This is a genomic window from Phocaeicola paurosaccharolyticus JCM 15092 (genome assembly GCF_000613805.1).
Lineage (GTDB): Bacteria > Bacteroidota > Bacteroidia > Bacteroidales > Bacteroidaceae > Phocaeicola > Phocaeicola paurosaccharolyticus.
The window spans coordinates 188,336-203,976 of record NZ_BAJR01000002.1 but is presented as its reverse complement, the minus strand read 5'-3'; the positions used below and the strand labels follow the sequence as shown (position 1 = coordinate 203,976).

Here is a 15,641-nt window from a genome sequence, read left to right as displayed (position 1 = left end):
TTTCTTATTTATATTGTAAAGAGTTATATTTATTATTCAAGATTGATGCTCAAGCCCAAACCTCTAAGTTCATGTAACAATACATTTAGAGACTCAGGTATACCAGGTGTTGGCATAGGCTCGCCTTTGACGATAGCTTCATAAGCTTTAGAACGTCCAACGACATCATCCGATTTGATAGTAAGGATCTCCTGAAGAATGTGAGCTGCACCGAATGCTTCAAGTGCCCAAACCTCCATCTCTCCAAAACGCTGACCACCAAACTGTGCCTTACCACCAAGTGGCTGTTGAGTAATAAGTGAGTAAGGACCGATAGAACGAGCATGCATCTTATCTTCAACCATGTGACCAAGTTTCAACATGTAAGTCACACCAACTGTTGCCGGCTGGTCAAACTTTTCACCTGTTCCACCATCATAAAGATAGGTCTTACAATAACGTGGCAAGCCTGCTTTGTCTGTCCATTTGTCCAGGTCTTCCATAGTTGCACCATCAAAGATTGGAGTAGCAAATTTAAGACCCAACTCTTTTCCGGCACGGCCTAATACAGCCTCGAATATCTGACCGATGTTCATACGAGAAGGCACACCCAACGGGTTAAGAACGATATCTACTGGAGTTCCGTCAGACAAGAAAGGCATATCTTCCTGACGAACAACTCTTGATACGATACCCTTGTTACCGTGGCGACCTGCCATCTTATCACCTACACCAATCTTACGTTTCTTAGCAATATATACTTTTGCCATCTGGATGATTCCTGATGGAAGCTCATCACCGATAGTAATAGCAAACTTCTTACGTTTAAGTTCAGAATCAAGTTCTTTATATTTCTTCAGATAATTCATTACAAGGTCTCTTATCATATCATTTGTATGAGCATCAGTTGTCCACTTGCTCAACTGTATGATAGAATAATCCAAAGTTTCAAGATCTCTCTTAGTAAACTTAGCACCCTTTGCAATTACTTCAGTAGCTAGATAATCTTTAACACCCTGAGATGGTTTTCCATCTGTAAGAACAAGAAGTTTATCAACAAGAACATTTTTCAGACTTGCTACTTTCTCATCAAACTCATCGTTTAATTTTGGAAGTATAGCCTTGTCTGCATTCTTCTCACTTCTAGTCTTGATAACTCTTGAGAAGAGTTTCTTATCTATAACGATACCCTTCAATGATGGAGAAGCTTTAAGTGAAGCATCTTTCACATCACCTGCCTTATCACCGAAGATTGCACGAAGCAATTTCTCTTCTGGTGAAGGATCAGACTCACCTTTTGGAGTGATCTTACCGATAAGGATATCACCTGGTTCAATACGAGCACCGATTCTAACGATACCGTTTTCATCAAGATCTTTAGTAGCCTCTTCGCTAACGTTTGGAATGTCAGAAGTAAGTTCTTCCATACCACGTTTTGTCTCACGAACTTCAAGAATGTATTCATCAACATGAACTGATGTAAGGATATCTTCTCTTACAACGCGTTCGTTAAGTACAATAGCATCCTCATAGTTGTAACCCTTCCAAGGCATGTAAGCAACAAGAAGGTTCTTACCAAGAGCAAGTTCACCGTTAGCTGTAGAGTAACCCTCTGTAAGGATATCACCAGCTTTAACTCTCTGACCCTTGCTGCATATTGGGCGAAGGTCAATTGTCATGCTCTGGTTAGTTTTCCTAAACTTAGGTATTGTATACTCTTTCAGTGCAGGTTCGAAACTTACGAACTCCTCTTCATCTGTTCTGTCATAAAGAACACGAATAGTAGTAGCGTCAACAAAATCGATAACACCATCACCCTCAGCAGCAATCTGAGTACGTGAATCCTCTACCAACTGTTTTTCAATACCTGTACCTACGATAGGAGCTTCTGTACGAAGCAATGGAACTGCCTGGCGCATCATGTTAGATCCCATCAACGCACGGTTAGCATCATCATGTTCCAAGAAAGGAATCAATGACGCAGCGATAGATGCAATCTGCTGTGGAGATACATCCATAAGTTCAACCTGACTTGGGTCAACAACTGGATAATCAGCATCACTACGAGCTTTTACTTTAGTACGGATGAATTTACCTTCATCATCAAGAGGGGCATTTCCCTGTGCAATAATCTTGTCCTCTTCTTCTTCTGCTGTAAGATATATGATACCATTTTCACTGATATCTACTTTTGAGTCAGCAGTCTTACGGTATGGAGTTTCAATGAATCCAAGATCATTGATCTTTGCATATACACAAAGAGAAGAGATAAGACCGATATTTGGACCTTCAGGAGTTTCAATAGGACAGAGACGGCCGTAGTGAGTGTAGTGAACGTCACGTACCTCGAAACCTGCTCTCTCTCTAGAAAGACCACCAGGGCCAAGTGCAGACAAACGACGCTTGTGAGTAATTTCAGCAAGTGGGTTAGTCTGGTCCATAAATTGAGACAAAGCATTTGTCCCAAAGAATGAATTGATAACAGATGATATAGTTTTAGCGTTGATAAGATCTATTGGAGTAAAGACCTCATTGTCTCTAACGTTCATACGTTCACGGATTGTACGTGACATACGAGCAAGACCAACAGCAAACTGATTTGATAACTGTTCACCTACAGTACGTACGCGACGGTTGCTCAAGTGGTCGATATCATCCACATCAGCTTTCGAGTTAATAAGTTCGATAAGATACTTAATAATCTCAATAATATCTTGTTTTGTCAGCACCTTAACATCCATGTCAGTTGTAAGGCCTAACTTCTTATTTATTCTGTAACGTCCTACATCACCCAAATCGTAACGTTTCTCTGAGAAGAAGAGGTTATTGATAACTTCTCTAGCACTTGCATCATCAGCAGGGTCAGCATTTCTCAACTGACGGTAGATATAAAGTACTGCCTCTTTTTCTGAGTTACTAGGGTCTTTCTGGAGTGTATTGAAGATAATAGAGAAATCAGAAGAATTTGCATCCTCTTTGTGAACAAGTATATTCTGAACACCTGATTCAACAATCTCATCAACGTGTTCAGCTTCAAGTACTGTTTCACGGTCAATGATAACCTCGTTACGTTCAATAGAAACAACTTCACCGGTATCTTCGTCAACGAAATCTTCAGTCCAAGTCTTAAGAACTCTAGCTGCTAATTTTCTTCCGACAACCTTCTTAAGATTAGCTTTAGTAACCTTTATGTCCTCAGCAAGATTAAAAATCTCAAGGATGTCTTTATCATTTTCGAAACCAACAGCACGTAACAAAGTTGTTACTGGTAATTTCTTCTTACGATCTATATAAGCATACATGACATTGTTTATGTCAGTAGCAAATTCTATCCAAGAACCTTTGAATGGTATTATACGAGCTGAATATAGTTTAGTTCCATTAGCATGAACACTTTGTCCGAAGAATACGCCTGGAGAACGATGCAACTGAGATACAATTACGCGTTCAGCACCATTGATAACAAATGTTCCTTTTGGAGTCATATATGGGATAGGACCCAAAAATACATCCTGAATAACAGTATCAAAATCCTCATGATCAGGATCTGTACAGTAAAGTTTCAGTTTAGCTTTTAATGGTACACTATATGTAAGACCACGTTCCAAACACTCATCTATTGAGTAGTGAGGCGGATCGATATAGTAATCCAAAAACTCAAGTACGAAATTATTACGTGTATCTGCTATTGGAAAATTCTCAGCAAACACTTTATACAACCCATCGTTTCTTCTTTTTTCAGGTGGGGTATCAAGTTGTAAAAAGTCTTGGAATGACTTCAATTGGACTTCAAGGAAATCCGGATACTTCATCGGATTCTTTATTGAAGCAAAATTAATTCTTTGATTTTCAGAGTTTGAAGACATCTAATTAAATATTTGTAGGACTTAAATTAATATAGACACAAAAAGGTTAAGAACCCCCTCACTCGGGGGATTCCTAACCGAAGTTCCTGATAATCAGGCAATATTACTTAAGCTCAACTTCAGCTCCAGCCTCTTCCAAAGTTTTCTTTAGAGATTCAGCTTCGTCTTTAGATAAGCCTTCTTTAACTGTACTAGGAGCACCGTCTACCATGTCTTTAGCTTCTTTCAAACCTAAACCACATGCTTCTTTAACTGCCTTAACTACCTGAAGTTTAGCAGCACCTGCACTCTTCAAAACTACATCAAAAGATGTTTTCTCTTCTACAGCAGCAGCAGCTACTGGGCCAGCAGCAACAGCAACAGCTGCAGCAGCAGGTTCAATACCGTATTCTTCTTTTAGGATAGTTGCAAGTTCATTAACTTCTTTTACTGTTAAGTTAACTAATTGTTCTGCAAAAGCTTTCAAATCTGCCATTTTTGTATGATTTTAATTGTTTGTTACTTTGTAAATAAAAAATTATTCGGGTCTTTCCCCTAGAGTCTTGAGGACTCCGTGAATGGTGTTTCCACCTGATTGAAGAGCTGAAATAACGTTCTTTGCTGGAGATTGCAAAAGTGCAACAATGTCAGCAATAACTTCATTTTTACTCTTAATATTAGCAAGAGCATCAAGTTGCTCAGCGCCAACATAGAAACCTTCTTCAGCATAAGCTGCTTTCAGGCCTGGCTTTCCATCTTTGAATTCTTTCAAAAGTTTAGCAGGAGCGTTAGCTACCTCAGTGAACATAACCGAAGTTGTTCCTTTCAAAGAATCAAAAAGTGGAGAGAAATCTGTCTCAGAGTTCAAAAGAGCCTTGTGTAATAAAGTGTTCTTTACAACTACAAGCTTGATATTGTTCTTGAAACATTTTCTTCTCAAATCACTTGTTTCAGCAGCTGCCATAGCAGTTGTATCAACAAGATAGAAATGACCGTACTCTTTTAAAGTTTCTGTCAATTGGCCAATAATAACGCCTTTATCTTCCTTTCTCATGATTTCCTCCTTTTAATTAGATTTCTTCTACAGTTTTAGGGTCAACTTTGACACCCTTACTCATAGTACTTGAAAGATAAATACTCTTTATATATGTACCTTTAGCTGCGCTAGGTTTCAGTTTAATGATAGTTGCAATAAATTCTTTTGCATTATCACGAATCTGCTCAGATGTAAAACTACTCTTACCGATTGAAGTGTGAACGATACCGCTCTTGTCAACCTTAAAGTCAATCTTACCCTGCTTAACTTCTCTTACAGCTTTAGCAACATCCATTGTCACAGTGCCACTTTTTGGATTTGGCATCAAACCGCGAGGGCCTAATACTCTACCAAGAGCACCAATTTTTCCCATGATAGATGGCATAGTGATGATTACATCAATATCTGTCCATCCACCTTTGATCTTGTCGATATATTCGTCAAGACCAACATAATCAGCTCCAGCTTCCTTTGCAGCAGCTTCAGCATCTGGTGTACAGAGAACCAAAACACGTACCTCTTTACCAGTTCCGTGAGGTAAAGATACCACACCACGAACCATCTGGTTAGATTTACGAGGGTCAACTCCTAAACGTACATCAATATCCAAGGAAGCATCAAATTTTGTAAAAGTAATCTCTCTTACAAGTTCAGAAGCTTCTTTAAGTGAGTATGCTTTCCCTGCTTCAATTTTTTCTGCAGCTAACTTTTGATTTTTTGTCAGTTTACCCATTATAATTGAAGTTTATTAATTATTACCCGGGAATTCCCCTTTTACAGAGATACCCATACTTCTCGCAGTACCTGCTACCATTGTCATTGCTGATTCAATAGTAAAACAGTTCAAGTCAACCATTTTGTCCTGAGCAATATTACGAATCTGTTCCCAAGTAAGCTCGGCAACTTTCTTACGATTTGGCTCAGCAGATCCACTCTTAATTTTAGCAACCTCAAGTAATTGGATTGCTACAGGAGGAGTCTTGATAACAAAATCAAAAGACTTATCTGCGTAGTAGGTAATGATTACTGGTAATATTTTACCAGCTTTGTCCTGGGTTCTGGCATTGAATTGCTTGCAAAATTCCATTATGTTAATACCCTTAGAACCTAGTGCAGGTCCAACGGGAGGTGATGGATTTGCAGCGCCTCCTTTAATCTGTAATTTGATTAGTCCAGCAACTTCTTTAGCCATTTTTCTTTAGTTTTATATATAAACACTACATTAAAGAACAACACATGTAACAGGTGCGTTATTCTTTTTCTACATCTACAAAGCCTAATTCCAGAGGAGTTTTCCTTCCGAAAATTTTGACCATTACTTTCAGTTTACGTTTTTCCGAGTTAACCTCTTCAATGACACCACTGAAGCCGCTAAACGGACCAACTGATACTTTCACGTTTTCTCCAACGGCAAAAGGAATATTTAATTCCTCTCCGATTTCCTGAAGTTCATCAACAGTTCCTAAAATTCTATTAACTTCTGACTGACGAAGTGGAACAGGGTTCTCTGTACCTCCGAGGAAGCCGATCACATTAGGAGTATTTCTTAGATGATGAGAAACCTCACCAACAAGTGCAGCCTCGATCAAAACATATCCTGGAAGATAACTTCTTTCTTTAACGATTTTTTTACCGTTACGTACTTGATATACCTTCTCTGTAGGTATTAGAACCTGAGATACGTAATCACCGAGATTACCATTTCTGATATCTGCATCCAAATACTCTTTAACCTTGCTCTCTTTTCCACTCACGGCACGAAGAACATACCATTTTTTTTCAATTTCAGACATGGTTTATAGTTTTAGTGCGGATAGATGACACCTTCCATAACTAACTGGAAGAGAGAATCCATTAAGAAAACTACTAGTGCTAGAAGTAGGGAAGCATATAAAACAACTACAGCACTATTAGAAAGCTCTGAACGATTTGGCCATGATACTTTATAGACTAATTCGTTATAAGATTCTTTGAAATAATTTACTACTTTATGAAACATATTGTTTAAAGTTTTGCACGGGAGGAGAGGCTCGAACTCCCGACACCCGGTTTTGGAGACCGGTGCTCTACCAACTGAGCTACTCCCGTAAAAAGTTCTCGACTCTTGCAAGTCGAGAACTAAATTTATGTATTAGTCAACAAGTTCTGTAATCTGACCAGCACCTACTGTACGTCCACCTTCGCGGATAGCGAAACGCAAACCTACGTTCAAAGCAACTGGGTAGATAAGTTCTACATTGATTGTTACGTTATCACCAGGCATTACCATATCAACTCCTTCTGGAAGAGTGATTTCACCTGTACAGTCCATAGTACGAAGATAGAACTGAGGACGGTATTTGTTATGGAATGGAGTGTGACGACCACCTTCTTCTTTCTTAAGGATATAAACCTCAGCTTTGAATTTAGAGTGAGCCTTAACCTGTCCTGGGTGACAAAGAATCATACCACGTTTGATCTCATTCTTGTCTATACCACGAAGTAAAAGACCTACGTTATCACCAGCTTCACCCTGATCAAGAAGTTTACGGAACATTTCGACACCTGTAACAACAGATTTCTTATCTTCACCTAAACCAAGGATTTCAATTTCATCACCTACGTGGATAACACCAGTTTCGATACGACCTGTAGCAACTGTACCACGACCAGTGATTGAGAATATGTCCTCAACTGGCATCAAGAATGGTTTGTCTATTTCACGTGGAGGCAATGGAATCCAAGTATCAACTGCGTCCATCAATTCCATTACTTTATCTTCCCATTCAGCAACACCGTTCAATGCAGCAAGTGCAGAACCGCGGATGATTGGAGTATTGTCGCCATCGAAATCATAGAATGAAAGCAATTCACGCATTTCCATTTCTACCAATTCCAACATTTCTTCGTCATCAACCATATCACACTTGTTCAAGAATACAACAAGACGTGGTACGTTTACCTGACGAGCCAAAAGGATGTGCTCACGAGTCTGAGGCATAGGACCGTCAGTTGCAGCACAAACGATGATAGCACCGTCCATCTGAGCAGCACCAGTAACCATGTTCTTAACGTAGTCAGCGTGACCTGGACAGTCAACGTGTGCATAGTGACGGTTAGCTGTTTGATACTCTACGTGTGAAGTATTAATAGTAATACCTCTTTCTTTCTCTTCAGGAGCGTTATCGATAGAATCGAAAGAGCGCAATTCTGAAAGACCTTTTTTTGCCAACACCGTAGTGATAGCAGCAGTTAATGTTGTCTTACCGTGGTCAACGTGACCGATAGTACCAATATTAACGTGCGGTTTTGAACGTTCAAATTTCTCTTTAGCCATAGCTTTAACTTGTTATTTATTTGATTAATAATCAGCAATTACGTTATTCTGAGCTGTTAACGAGACTTGAACTCGTGACCTCTTCCTTACCAAGGAAGTGCTCTACCACTGAGCTATAACAGCAATGAGAGCGGAAGACGGGGCTCAAACCCGCGACCCTCAGCTTGGAAGGCTAATGCTCTATCAACTGAGCTACTTCCGCATCACTAAAGATCAAAGTCTCAATTTATAGTGGGCAAAGATGGATTCGAACCACCGAAGTCGAAAGACAGCAGATTTACAGTCTGCCCCATTTGGCCACTCTGGTATTTGCCCCACTACACAATAAACAAAGATCGAAAATTAAGAGCCTCTTGTCGGATTCGAACCAACGACCCCGAGATTACAAATCACGTGCTCTGGCCAACTGAGCTAAAGAGGCTTATCTTAAATTGCAGCCGATTCCTATTAAGGGATAAGCGGCTGCAAAGTTAGACAATTATTTTAATTTGCAAAAACTTTCAGTACTTTTTTAGGCACCGCGAAGCTTTTCTTTATGCTTAGTCAATTGTTTTGAAAGTGCATCAATACAAACGTCAACAGACTCTTCAAATGTATCACTTACCTTCTCTGCGAAAAACTCAGAATTGGGCACAGACACCTTAATGTTAACATCTTTATTCATTGCGCTTTCGGGTTTTACGACTTTTAATAACACCTCCACATTTTTTATATCGTCGCAATATTTTTCTAATTTACCACACTTCTTCTGGATAAAATCCTGAAGCTTCTCTGAAGCATCAAAATGAATAGCTTGAATTCTTAGTTCCATATAACCTCCTATTTTACGCTCTTGGATGAGCTTGTTCATATACTTTTTTCAGTTCTTCAAATGTTGTATGGGTATAAACCTGAGTGGTCTCAAGACTCTCATGACCAAGCAACTCTTTTATGGCCTCAAGTGATGCATCATGATTCAGCATCGAGGTTGCAAAAGTGTGTCTTAACACATGAGGACTCTTCTTTTTTACCGATACAAATTTAGCCAAACTTCGTTTCACCAAATTATAAACTTTCAAGGGGTACAGTGTTTCTCCGCTCTTTAGAACAAAAAGTGAACTACACTTGCTCCTATCAGTAAAATATTCATCCCTCACATTAATATACTCTTTAATGTCATTATTCAGCTCAATGTCAAATGGAATGATTCTCATTTTGTTTCTTTTACCTAAAACAGTCAAGGTGGAGTTATAGAAGTCAACATCCCTATCCTTAAGCCCGATAAGTTCAGACAATCGGATACCGGTTGTATAAAACATCTCTATAATCAACCTGTCCCTGCATCCTTCGAATCCCTCTTTAAAATTAGACCTTTCAATAATCTTATCCATATCTGCCTCTTTAATAAAAACCGGCAGTGGCTTCTTATTTTTAGGACCTGTAACTTTCAAGGTAGGATCAATCTCAACAGTTCCGTTTCTCAGTAAAAAACGATAAAACGAACGTAAGGCACTCAACTTCCTATTTACCGAGGTCGAAGTGTACCCACGATCCATCATATCAACAATCCAAAAACGTATTAAATCTGAATCTAATGTCACAAAGTCTGTCTCTTCACTCTTCTCTTTAAAAAAAGTCTGAAACTCTTTAAGATCTATTCCATAACTACGGATAGTTCTCTCAGAATAATTTCTTTCCAGTCGAAGATAATTTAGAAAAGACTCTATCAACATAAGAGACGTTGCTTAACTATTGTGCAACGAATATATGAAAAGAATTCAATTGCTCAAAACAAAATAGAAGCAATTATTCTTCTACCTGCTGCAACTTCTGTACGTATACAGCGCGTTCTCTCTTCAATCTGTTTACTACAGATGGCTTGTCAAACTGTTGTCTAGCTCTTAATTCTTTTACAACACCTGTTTTCTCAAACTTTCTTTTGAACTTTTTAAGGGCTTTTTCAATGTTTTCGCCTTCTTTTACTGGTACTACAATCATTTTAATTTTTATTATATAGTTACTAAATATATTTTTAGTCAATTTGCGGCGCAAAATTAAACATACTTTCTTTATTCTCAAAACTTTCCATCAATATTTATTTCAAATCACATATAAATATTACCTTTGTATATAACCGACAGAAACCGATATCATTATGATAGAAGAGATTAAAGATAGATTAAAAAAGATGCGCTCCTTCATGCGCAGCAATAATATTCAGGCTTTCATTGTTCCAAGTACAGACCCACATTCAGGAGAATATATTGCCCAGCATTGGGAGGGAAGAAAATGGATTTCCGGATTCACAGGCTCAGCAGGAGTAGTAGTAATAACATTAGACAGCGCCGGACTATGGACCGACTCAAGATATTTTATTCAAGCCGAGGAACAGCTGAAAGGCACATCCATAGAACTATTCAAAGAGAGGATTTCTAATACCCCATCTATTCCGGAATGGCTTATCTCAGGACTAAAGAGTGGAGACAGAGTGGGTATAGATCCATGGACAAACAGCATCTCTGATATACAAGATATAAATGATCTATTGTCAGTGAAAGGATTAAGCCTTATTTTCACTGACGACCCATTTGACTCCATTTGGAGTGACAGGCCATCTATTCCTCAAAATAAAGCCTTCATTCACGATATAAAATATGCAGGAATATCGGCTAAGGATAAAATTGCAGCTGTAAGGAGTTACATGGAAGAGAAAGGCAAAGATACTCTTGTAATATCCGCCCTTGACGAAGTGTGCTGGATGCTAAATCTTAGAGGAGACGATGTTCACTGCAACCCTGTATTCATAAGTTATCTTATAATTGATAGTGAAAGTGCTACGCTTTACATTGACGATAATAAGGTTGACGATGAGGTAAGGACATACCTTTTCTCACAGGGTGTTAATATAAGCCCGTACCCTACCATAAAAGAGGATCTACTAAAGATCGTCTCTATGAATCTAAAAGTTCAGGTTCCTTCAACAATAAATGGTGGAATATTCGATCTGGTAAAGAAGAATGCAACTATTTGTCCATCTCCTATACTCCTTATGAAGGCTATGAAGAATGAGGTTGAGATTGAAGGATTCCACAATGCAATGCTTCGCGATGGAGTAGCTATGGTCAAGTTACTTAAATGGATTAAGGAGGCTGTAAAAAACGGCAATGAATCTGAACTATCTGTTACCCGAAAAGCATACCAGCTACGCAGCGAACAGGCTAAATTCGTAGGCGAAAGTTTCGACACTATAGCAGGATATAAAGATAATGCAGCTATTGTACACTACGAAGCCGACGAGGAGAGCAACAAGAGCCTTAAAGCTGAAGGCATGTTGCTGCTCGACAGCGGAGGCCAATACCTTGACGGAACTACTGATATAACAAGAACAATAATATTGGGAGAGATAAGTCAGGAAGAGAGAAGAGATTACACACTCGTACTTAAGGGTATGATAAACCTCTCGATGGCAGAGTTTCCTAGTGGAACAAGCGGTACACAGCTTGACGCTTTCGCAAGAATTGCTATGTGGAAACATGGCATAAACTATATGCACGGAACAGGTCATGGAGTTGGTCATTTCTTGAATGTACACGAGGGACCACATCAAATCAGAATGAACTATGTTCCAACAGTTTTGGTACCGGGAATGACCGTCACTAATGAGCCGGGTATATATAAGGCAGGAAGACATGGAGTGAGAATAGAAAATACAATGTTAATAGTAAAATCACAGAGTACGGAGTTCGGAGATTTCTATAAACTTGAACCTCTTACACTATGTCCTATCGACAGAGAAGGAATTGATATAGAGATGCTCAATGAGGGGGAGTTGGGCTATCTGAACAGATATCACTCTTATGTATATTCAAAACTGTCACCTCTACTTTCTGAAGAAGAAAAAGAGTGGCTTAAAAAAGAAACAGCACAAATTGGAAAATAATAAAATATGGCACTTATAAAATCAGTAAGAGGATTCACACCTAAAATAGGTGAAGATTGCTATCTGGCAGATAATGCAACAATAATTGGAGATGTGGTGATTGGCGACCAATGCAGCATATGGTTCAACGCTGTACTCAGAGGAGATGTAAACTCTATAAAGATAGGCGACAGAGTAAACATTCAGGACGGAACAGTTATACATACTCTATATCAGAAATCAACTGTAGAGATAGAGAACGATGTATCTGTGGGACACAATGTGACTATACATGGAGCAAACATACGTTCAGGTGCATTAATAGGTATGGGCTCTACCATTCTGGATCATGCAGAAGTTGGTGAAGGAGCTATTGTAGCTGCAGGAGCACTTGTATTGAGCAACACAGTCATTGAACCTAACACTCTTTGGGGAGGAGTTCCAGCAAAATTCATAAAGAACATTCCGCCTGAGCAGAGTATGGAACTGAATAAAAGGATAGCCAAAGGATACATAATGTATTCGGAATGGTTCAAGAGTGAAGAGAAATAATTTAATATTCTCATAGGTTATATTCCCGAAAAGGAATTATATCTATAATGGCATAAACCATTCAGTAGAATATTATGGAAACAAAAAGAGGCTTCATAACGAAATATATACCAACGCAGTGGGATTAAGAACATTGATCACTATGGTTTATAAACGAATCATGATTGGTCATCCAATTGATCATGATCGGTTTACAAAAATAAGGAGAATGATATGATTCATATCATTCTCCTTATTTTTTATTATATGCTTTTAGAGCTTAATCTCTTTCATTATCAAGTCTAATGCTCCAGAATTGTCTTTCACATAAGATCCTGCTGCAGCACCTGATTCATTAAGGAAAGCATCTTCGGATAGGAATTTATGCATCAAACCATTGAACTCATCCGAGTTCTTTATTTCAAAGCCACCTCTGTTCTCTATCAGATGCTGTGCCTCACGAAACTTCATATTGTTTGGTCCGAAAATTACCGGTATCCCATAAACTGCAGCCTCAAGAACATTATGTATACCTACCCCAAATCCACCACCAATATATGACATATCACCATATCTGTATATTGAAGAGAGTAGTCCGTAGCAGTCGACAATCATACATCCTGACTCTTTAACGCTATGTTCATCAGCAGATGTATAACGTACACACTTACAATTAAGTTTGGATATGATGTCATTTATATGTGACTCAGTAACCACATGTGGAGCAATAATAAGCTTTAACCGAGGATTCTCATTTACATATTTCAGAATGATATCCTCATCTGGTTCCCATGAGCTTCCAACAACCAAGGTCTTAGAATCTCCCTTGAACTTACCTATCAGAGGTAATTCCTTAGCGGCATTATAGATATCAATTACTCTATCAAAGCGGGTATCGCCTACAACGCTCACATTGGTCACACCAATTTTAGCAAGAAGCTTCTTTGATGATTCATTCTGAACAAACAATTGCTCAAATTTTGTAAGTACCTTTCTATAATCTCTTCCGTACCAACGGAAGAATATCTGATTTTTTCTGAATATAGATGATACACTATAAACAGGCACATTTCTACTATTAAGCTCTCCAAGGTAGTTCTGCCAGAATTCATATTTGATAAAGAAAGCCATGCAAGGATTTGCCAGTTTCACAAATCTTTTGGCATTACGTGGTGTATCAAAAGGAAGATAGCATACTACATCTGCGCCCTTATAATCTTTTCTCACCTCATATCCTGAGGGAGAGAAGAATGTTTGCAAAATACCATATTCAGGATATCTCTTTCGAATATATTCTATTAATGGGCGCCCCTGCTCAAACTCTCCGAGCGAAGCAGCGTGAAACCAAATGTACTTTTTATTCTTGTCTATCTGCTGCAACACCTTAAACACCTCACGATGACCTTTTATCATCTTCGAAGGTTTCGAGGAAAAAAAGTGCAGCTATCTTGACTCCTAACAGATATATATATATTGCTAAATTATAAAACATCATCAGTAAATTACTTTAGTACCTCAACTGCCCTGTATATACGTTTCAACGTCTCTTCTTTACCCAAAACAGATGATATATCGAACATATGAGGACCTTTACCCTCTCCAACAAGAGTAAGTCGGAATGCATTCATGATGTTTCCCAAATGATAGCCCTTATCTTCTATCCATTTCATTACTATCTTCTCCTGATTCTCCAAAGAGAAATCGTCAATATTCTCCAAGACAGCAGCTAGTTCAAGCATCATCTCAGGAGAATCTTCCTTCCAGCGTTTTTTTGTTGTTTTCTCATCGTATGTTTCAGGAGCAACAAAGAAGAACTTACATGTATCCCATAGATCTTTCATGAAGCTTACACGGTCTTTCATCAATCCAACAACAGTTACCACCTTCTCCAATGGAGCATCTATGCCATTTCCCTTAACTATAGGTATGAACATCTCAGCCAACTCTCTGTTGTCTGCATGAAGTATATATTCATGGTTAAACCACTTAGCCTTTTCAAAGTCAAATTTTGCTCCTGCCTTGCTACAATGAGTCAAGTCAAAAAGTTGTATAAGCTCATCCATAGATAGTATCTCTTGGTTTGTTCCCGGATTCCATCCAAGCAGAGCCAAGAAATTTATTACAGCCTCAGGCAAGTATCCTGATTCTCTATATCCTGAAGATACTTCACCGCTTTTTGGATCATGCCACTCCAATGGGAATACAGGGAAACCAAGTCTGTCACCATCTCTCTTACTCAACTTTCCGTTTCCGTCAGGTTTAAGAAGAAGTGGAAGATGAGCAAATTTTGGCATGGTATCCTCCCATCCGAAAGCTCTGTAGAGCAACACATGCAGCGGTGCTGAAGGCAACCACTCCTCACCACGAATAACATGTGAGATATCCATCAAATGGTCGTCCACAATGTTTGCAAGGTGATATGTAGGGAGCTGGTCTGATGATTTAAATAGTACTTTATCATCTAAAATAGATGAGTTGATAATAACTTCGCCACGGATAATATCATTAACATGTACATCCTCGTTTGGCTCTATTTTAAAACGTACAACATACTGGCTACCGTTATTGACAAGTTCATTAACCTCCTCTTTTGAGAGAGTCAACGAATTTCTCATACTTAGCCTTGTTGACGCATCATATTGAAAATTTGCAATTTCATTACGCCTTGTCTCAAGTTCCTGAGGTGTATCAAAAGCAATATATGCTTTACCTTCTTCAAGAAGGATATCTACATACTTCTTATATATGTCTCTCCTCTCCGACTGGCGGTAAGGTCCATAGTTACCTCCGAATGAGACTCCTTCGTCAAACTTTATGCCTAACCATTTAAAAGACTCCAGGATATACTCTTCTGCACCTGGGACAAAACGACTAGAATCTGTATCCTCAATTCTGAATATTAATTCACCACCATTTTGACGCGCAAATAAATAGTTATATAAAGCGGTACGAACTCCACCAATATGCAATGCTCCGGTTGGGCTTGGAGCAAAACGAACTCTTACTTTTCTCTCTGACATTTTGAGTTATATATAA

14 protein-coding genes, 5 tRNA genes and 1 pseudogene are annotated in these 15,641 nt (G+C 38.7%); 2 read left to right on the top strand and 18 right to left on the bottom strand.

Annotated features, from left to right (window positions below; translation table 11 throughout):
- Positions 1-32 precede the first annotated feature (32 nt).
- From rpoB to rpsU, 16 genes are all read right to left on the bottom strand, one after another.
- Positions 33-3,845 carry a DNA-directed RNA polymerase subunit beta gene (gene rpoB / locus JCM15092_RS02260; RefSeq protein ID WP_024993228.1) on the bottom strand — a complete coding sequence of 1,271 codons (3,813 nt, stop codon included), beginning with the start codon at positions 3,843-3,845 and terminating at the stop codon, positions 33-35.
- A 103-nt stretch (positions 3,846-3,948) separates the two neighbouring features.
- Positions 3,949-4,320, bottom strand: coding sequence for a 50S ribosomal protein L7/L12 (rplL, locus tag JCM15092_RS02255; RefSeq protein WP_024993227.1), 372 nt, complete (start codon positions 4,318-4,320; stop codon positions 3,949-3,951).
- A 42-nt stretch (positions 4,321-4,362) separates the two neighbouring features.
- Positions 4,363-4,878: a 50S ribosomal protein L10 gene (gene rplJ / locus JCM15092_RS02250; RefSeq protein WP_024993226.1), complete on the bottom strand. Its 516-nt coding sequence runs from the start codon at positions 4,876-4,878 to the stop codon at positions 4,363-4,365.
- A gap of 16 nt (positions 4,879-4,894) precedes the next feature.
- Positions 4,895-5,593 (bottom strand): 50S ribosomal protein L1, encoded by a 699-nt coding sequence (gene rplA, locus JCM15092_RS02245; RefSeq protein ID WP_024993225.1) that lies wholly within the window; start codon positions 5,591-5,593, stop codon positions 4,895-4,897.
- 15 nt (positions 5,594-5,608) lie between these two features.
- Complete coding sequence (gene rplK, locus JCM15092_RS02240; protein ID WP_024993224.1) at positions 5,609-6,052, bottom strand: 50S ribosomal protein L11; 444 nt, start codon at positions 6,050-6,052, stop codon at positions 5,609-5,611.
- Positions 6,053-6,110: 58 nt separating this feature from the next.
- Entirely contained in the window at positions 6,111-6,653 is a 543-nt protein-coding gene (nusG, locus tag JCM15092_RS02235) for a transcription termination/antitermination protein NusG (RefSeq protein ID WP_024993223.1), read from the bottom strand.
- 11 nt (positions 6,654-6,664) lie between these two features.
- Positions 6,665-6,859, bottom strand: coding sequence for a preprotein translocase subunit SecE (secE, locus tag JCM15092_RS17870; protein ID WP_084488409.1), 195 nt, complete (start codon positions 6,857-6,859; stop codon positions 6,665-6,667).
- Positions 6,860-6,875: 16 nt separating this feature from the next.
- Positions 6,876-6,948 (bottom strand) — tRNA-Trp (locus JCM15092_RS02230).
- Between the two features lie 43 nt (positions 6,949-6,991).
- Positions 6,992-8,176, bottom strand: a complete 1,185-nt coding sequence (gene tuf, locus JCM15092_RS02225; RefSeq protein WP_024993222.1) for an elongation factor Tu — start codon at positions 8,174-8,176, stop codon at positions 6,992-6,994.
- A gap of 51 nt (positions 8,177-8,227) precedes the next feature.
- A tRNA-Thr gene (locus tag JCM15092_RS02220) sits at positions 8,228-8,299 on the bottom strand.
- A 6-nt stretch (positions 8,300-8,305) separates the two neighbouring features.
- Positions 8,306-8,378 (bottom strand) — tRNA-Gly (locus tag JCM15092_RS02215).
- A 30-nt stretch (positions 8,379-8,408) separates the two neighbouring features.
- Positions 8,409-8,491 (bottom strand) — tRNA-Tyr (locus JCM15092_RS02210).
- Between the two features lie 32 nt (positions 8,492-8,523).
- A tRNA-Thr gene (locus JCM15092_RS02205) sits at positions 8,524-8,597 on the bottom strand.
- Between the two features lie 90 nt (positions 8,598-8,687).
- Complete coding sequence (hpf, locus tag JCM15092_RS02200) at positions 8,688-8,987, bottom strand: ribosome hibernation-promoting factor, HPF/YfiA family (RefSeq protein ID WP_024993221.1); 300 nt, start codon at positions 8,985-8,987, stop codon at positions 8,688-8,690.
- Between the two features lie 13 nt (positions 8,988-9,000).
- On the bottom strand, positions 9,001-9,888 hold the full coding sequence (locus JCM15092_RS02195) for a tyrosine-type recombinase/integrase (protein WP_024993220.1): 888 nt from the start codon (positions 9,886-9,888) through the stop codon (positions 9,001-9,003).
- A gap of 73 nt (positions 9,889-9,961) precedes the next feature.
- Positions 9,962-10,153, bottom strand: a complete 192-nt coding sequence (gene rpsU, locus JCM15092_RS02190; RefSeq protein WP_024993219.1) for a 30S ribosomal protein S21 — start codon at positions 10,151-10,153, stop codon at positions 9,962-9,964.
- Positions 10,154-10,310: 157 nt separating this feature from the next.
- Between rpsU and JCM15092_RS02185 the strand changes: the two genes are divergently transcribed.
- Together JCM15092_RS02185 and JCM15092_RS02180 are read left to right on the top strand one after the other, a co-directional pair.
- A complete protein-coding gene (locus JCM15092_RS02185; protein WP_024993218.1) occupies positions 10,311-12,095 on the top strand; it encodes an aminopeptidase P family protein in 1,785 nt (594 codons plus the stop codon).
- Between the two features lie 6 nt (positions 12,096-12,101).
- Positions 12,102-12,626, top strand: a complete 525-nt coding sequence (locus JCM15092_RS02180) for a gamma carbonic anhydrase family protein (RefSeq protein ID WP_024993217.1) — start codon at positions 12,102-12,104, stop codon at positions 12,624-12,626.
- Between the two features lie 252 nt (positions 12,627-12,878).
- On the opposite strand, the pseudogene JCM15092_RS14680 reads toward JCM15092_RS02180, so the two are convergent.
- Positions 12,879-14,097: pseudogene (locus JCM15092_RS14680) on the bottom strand (3-deoxy-D-manno-octulosonic acid transferase).
- Between the two features lie 10 nt (positions 14,098-14,107).
- Positions 14,108-15,625, bottom strand: a complete 1,518-nt coding sequence (gene gltX, locus JCM15092_RS02170; RefSeq protein ID WP_024993216.1) for a glutamate--tRNA ligase — start codon at positions 15,623-15,625, stop codon at positions 14,108-14,110.
- Between the last annotated feature and the right edge of the window lie 16 nt (positions 15,626-15,641).

Bases quoted from the DNA above. Each gene is read 5' to 3' on its own strand.
- rpoB (WP_024993228.1), bottom strand. From the start codon at position 3,845: ATGTCTTCAAACTCTGAAAATCAAAGAATTAATTTTGCTTCAATAAAG.
- JCM15092_RS02180 (WP_024993217.1), top strand. From the start codon at position 12,102: ATGGCACTTATAAAATCAGTAAGAGGATTCACACCTAAAATAGGTGAA.
- secE (WP_084488409.1), bottom strand. From the start codon at position 6,859: ATGTTTCATAAAGTAGTAAATTATTTCAAAGAATCTTATAACGAATTA.
- rplJ (WP_024993226.1), bottom strand. From the start codon at position 4,878: ATGAGAAAGGAAGATAAAGGCGTTATTATTGGCCAATTGACAGAAACT.
- hpf (WP_024993221.1), bottom strand. From the start codon at position 8,987: ATGGAACTAAGAATTCAAGCTATTCATTTTGATGCTTCAGAGAAGCTT.
- tuf (WP_024993222.1), bottom strand. From the start codon at position 8,176: ATGGCTAAAGAGAAATTTGAACGTTCAAAACCGCACGTTAATATTGGT.
- rplL (WP_024993227.1), bottom strand. From the start codon at position 4,320: ATGGCAGATTTGAAAGCTTTTGCAGAACAATTAGTTAACTTAACAGTA.
- rpsU (WP_024993219.1), bottom strand. From the start codon at position 10,153: ATGATTGTAGTACCAGTAAAAGAAGGCGAAAACATTGAAAAAGCCCTT.
- JCM15092_RS02185 (WP_024993218.1), top strand. From the start codon at position 10,311: ATGATAGAAGAGATTAAAGATAGATTAAAAAAGATGCGCTCCTTCATG.
- rplA (WP_024993225.1), bottom strand. From the start codon at position 5,593: ATGGGTAAACTGACAAAAAATCAAAAGTTAGCTGCAGAAAAAATTGAA.
- JCM15092_RS02195 (WP_024993220.1), bottom strand. From the start codon at position 9,888: ATGTTGATAGAGTCTTTTCTAAATTATCTTCGACTGGAAAGAAATTAT.
- rplK (WP_024993224.1), bottom strand. From the start codon at position 6,052: ATGGCTAAAGAAGTTGCTGGACTAATCAAATTACAGATTAAAGGAGGC.
- nusG (WP_024993223.1), bottom strand. From the start codon at position 6,653: ATGTCTGAAATTGAAAAAAAATGGTATGTTCTTCGTGCCGTGAGTGGA.
- gltX (WP_024993216.1), bottom strand. From the start codon at position 15,625: ATGTCAGAGAGAAAAGTAAGAGTTCGTTTTGCTCCAAGCCCAACCGGA.